This window comes from Pseudonocardia lacus, from assembly GCF_018531445.1.
Taxonomy (GTDB): domain Bacteria; phylum Actinomycetota; class Actinomycetes; order Mycobacteriales; family Pseudonocardiaceae; genus Pseudonocardia; species Pseudonocardia lacus.
The window spans coordinates 1-3,468 of sequence record NZ_JAHDTH010000384.1; the positions used below are offsets into that span (position 1 = coordinate 1).

Genomic DNA, 3,468 nt, shown 5'->3' on the forward strand with positions numbered 1-3,468 from the left:
AGACGGTGGAGCGAGGGGCCAAGCCACCTGAGCCATCGAGGGCAGCCAGCATGAAAACCATCCTCGCTCCACCTGCATCACCCCATCCTCTCCGACGACGGGGGACGTCTCTGGAAGGTAGGGCGGCATGAGCACCACGACCACGAAGACGACCCGCGCGTCCGGCACGACGACGTCCGGGGGGAAGCCCGCGGTGGTGCAACCCCGGTGGCGGCTGCCCTCGGCGCTGCGCCACGGCGGCACGCTGGCCTGGCGCGGCTTGGTCAAGACGGTCGGCTCGCCGGAGGCGCTGATCGACGTCACCCTGCAGCCGGTCATCTTCCTGCTGCTGTTCGTCTACGTCTTCGGCGGCGCGATCGCCGGCGACAGCTCCACCTACCTGCAGTTCGCGCTGCCCGGTGTGCTCGTGCAGACGATCGTGTTCGCCTCGGCGGGCACCGGGACCGCGCTGGCCGACGACCTCAAGACCGGGATCTTCGACCGGTTCCGCAGCCTGCCGATCTCGCGCACGGCCCCGCTGCTGGGCGCCATCGGCGCCGACCTGGTGCGCTACCTGGTCTCCGGCGTGATCATGCTGGTGCTGGGCGTCGTGCTCGGGTTCCGCTTCTCCGGCGGCCCGCTGGAGGTGCTGGCCGCCATGGGCATGGTGATGGCGCTGGCCTTCGCGCTGTGCTGGGTGTTCACCGCGCTGGCGATGGTGGTCCGCGAGCCGCGCTCGGTGCAGGGCATCGGCGCGCTGATCATGCTGCCGATCACCTTCGGCAGCAACGTGTTCGTCCCGGCCGACACGATGCCGTCGTGGCTGCGTGGGTTCGTCGAGGTCAACCCGGTCTCCAAGGTCGCGGACGCGGCCCGCGGGCTGCTCACCGGCGGCCCGGTCGCGGGCCCGGCGACGGCCGGGCTGATCGCCGCGGCGGTGATCACCGCGGTGTTCATGCCGCTGGCGGTCGTGCTCTACCAGCGCCGCACCTGAGCGCGGGACGCGGAGCGGGAGCCCGGGCCACGGCGCGGGCTCCCGTCCGTCGTCAGGCGATCAGCCCGGGTTCGCCGACCGCGACCCCGGCGGACACGTACTCCAGCCCGGCCGGGCGCGGCATGGTGCGCCCGGTCTCGAACGCGCGCTCGGCGGCGGTGTCGCCGAGCGCGCGCCGCACGGCCGCGTCGAGCGCCACCACCTCCGGGTCGCCCAGGTCGGGCTCGCCGCGCTGCCCGACGGCCACCCCCAGCAGGGTGGCCGCCCGCTCCGGGTCGCCCTCGGCGAAGGCCAGCCGGGCGGCTGCCTCCGCGACGCGCGCGTTCACCGGCGAGTCCTGGCCTTCGATCGCGGAGCGGGCGGCGGCGGCCAGGTGGCGGCGGGCGGCGGGCAGGTCCGCGGCGGCCAGCTCGACGTCCGCCCAGGACATCGCGACCGAGGCCCGGCGCTGCGGGGCGCCGACCCCGGCGTCGGAGATCAAGGGGGTGACCCGCTCCAGCTCGCGGCGGGCCGCGTCCAGGTCGCCGGAGAGCCGCAGGACGAGCGCGCGGAACATCCCCACCAGGCCGGTGGAGATCGCGTCGGGCCCGGCCAGCTCGACCGCCCTGTCCATGCCGGCACGGGCGGCGGCGAGGTCGCCGCGGCGGGCGTCGAGCAGCGCGCGCTTGACGATGAACTGCGGCAGGTCCTCGTCGTTGCGCAGCTCGGTGGCCAGGGCGACGGCCTCGTCGTAGGCGCGGGCGGCGGCCTCGTGGTGACCGGCGTAGTCCTCCAGCTCGCCCAGCTGGTTGACCGTCATGCCCAGGCCGAAGCGGTCGCCGACCCGGGTGAACAGGGCGTGCGCCTCGCGGGTGAAGCGGCGCTGCTCGCCGATGCGCCCGGCGTTGCCCGCCCAGCTGCCGAGCATGGCCAGGGCGGTGGCCCGGACCCACGGGTCGGCCGTGCTCGCGGCCACCGCCTCGGCGGCGCGGGGGTCGTCCTCGACGAACAGCAGCCGGCCCGGTTCGAGCAGGTCGAGCACCGGGTGGCGGGGCGCGGCGGCCCGCGCGGCCCAGCGCTCCGCCTCCTTGATCTTCGCCTGGACGCCGACGGTGCGTTCGAGGCCCAGCTCGGTGAGCGCGCTGTAGGCGACCGCCAGCGCGCGGGCCGCGGGCGGTGCCGGCCCCGTCATCGCGTAGACGGCGTTCACCCAGCGGGTGGTCGCGTCGGACAGCCCGCGGATCATCCACGACCAGGCCATCGCGGCCACCAGCCGGTTCGCGGTGGCCGAGTCGCCGGCCGCGACGGCCCGCCGCAGCGTGATGTCGATCTCGTCGGCGTCGTCGTTCAGGCGGGTCAACCACACCAGCTGCTCGGCGCCGCGTAGGTGCGGCTCGGCCGCCTCGGCGCGCTCCACGAACAGCCGTGCGTGCGCGGCCTCGACCGCGCTCCGCTCGCCCGCCTCGTCGAGGCGCTCGCCGGCGTACTCGCGGATCGTCTCCAGCATCCGGTAGCGCGTGGGGCCGGCGCCGGTCACCGCGACGACCATCGACTTGTCCACCAGGGCGGCCAGCAGGTCGAAGACCTCGGTGGGGTCGGGTCCGCCCGGCCCGGAGCAGACGGTCTCGGCGGCCCGGGCGGTGGCGCCGCCGGCGAACACCGACAACCGCCGCGCCACCGCGCGCTCCGGCTCGCCGAGCAGCTCCCAGCTCCAGTCGACGACCGCGCGCAGCGTCTGGTGGCGGGGCAGCGCGGTGCGCGCCCCGGAGGTCAGCAGCCGGAAGCGGTCGTCGAGGCGGGCGGCGATCTCGGCCGGGCTGAGCGTGCGCAGGCGGGCGGCGGCCAGCTCGATGGGCAACGGCTGGCCGTCGAGGCGGCGGCAGACCTCCGCGGCCGCCGCGCGCACGTCGTCGGTGAGCCGGAACCCGGGGCGGACCGCGGCCCCGCGGTCGGCGAACAGCCGCAGCGCGTCGCGCGGGGGCAGCGCGTCGACCGGGTGCAGCACCTCGCCGGGCACGCCGAGCGGCTCGCGGCTGGTGGCCAGCACGCGCAGCCGGGGGCAGGCCTCCAGCAGCGTCGCGGTGAGCCTGGCGGCGCCGTCGACGAGGTGCTCGCAGTTGTCCAGGACGAGCACGGCCCGCGGCCCGCCCAGCGCGGCGAGCAGGCGCTCCATGGTGTCGGGCGCGGTCTCCTCCGGTTGCACGCGCACCAGCGCGGCCCGGCCGGCCGCCGACAGCAGGGCCGCGGGCAGCTGGTCGGGCGCGGTGAGCGCGGCCAACTCGGCGACGACGACGCGCGCGCCGTCCGCGTCGGCCACCGCTTCCCGGGCGAGCCGCGTCTTGCCGGCCCCGCCCGGGCCGATCAGCGTGACGAGCCGGTGCTCGGTGAGCAGGGTGTGGATGCGGCCGAGGTCGCCGTCGCGGCCGATGAAGCTGGTCAGCGCGACCGTCCCGACGCTCGGGGGTGCCGTCTGCGGCGCCGCGCTGCGCGGCGGGGCCGGCGCCGGCCGGACGGCG

2 protein-coding genes are annotated in these 3,468 nt (G+C 76.5%); one reads left to right on the plus strand and one right to left on the minus strand.

The window, feature by feature from the left end; genetic code table 11:
* Positions 1 to 127 precede the first annotated feature (127 nt).
* Positions 128 to 973, plus strand: coding sequence for an ABC transporter permease (locus tag KIK08_RS38155; protein ID WP_214408181.1), 846 nt, complete (start codon positions 128 to 130; stop codon positions 971 to 973).
* A gap of 52 nt (positions 974 to 1,025) precedes the next feature.
* Here KIK08_RS38155 and KIK08_RS38160 read toward each other — a convergent pair.
* Positions 1,026 to 3,468: ATP-binding protein (locus KIK08_RS38160; protein WP_214408182.1), on the minus strand; the 2,443-nt coding region annotated here is incomplete at its 5' end.

What these genes read in the sequence shown, in the direction of transcription:
- KIK08_RS38155 (WP_214408181.1), top strand. Translation starts at nt 128, where the DNA reads ATGAGCACCACGACCACGAAGACGACCCGCGCGTCCGGCACGACGACG.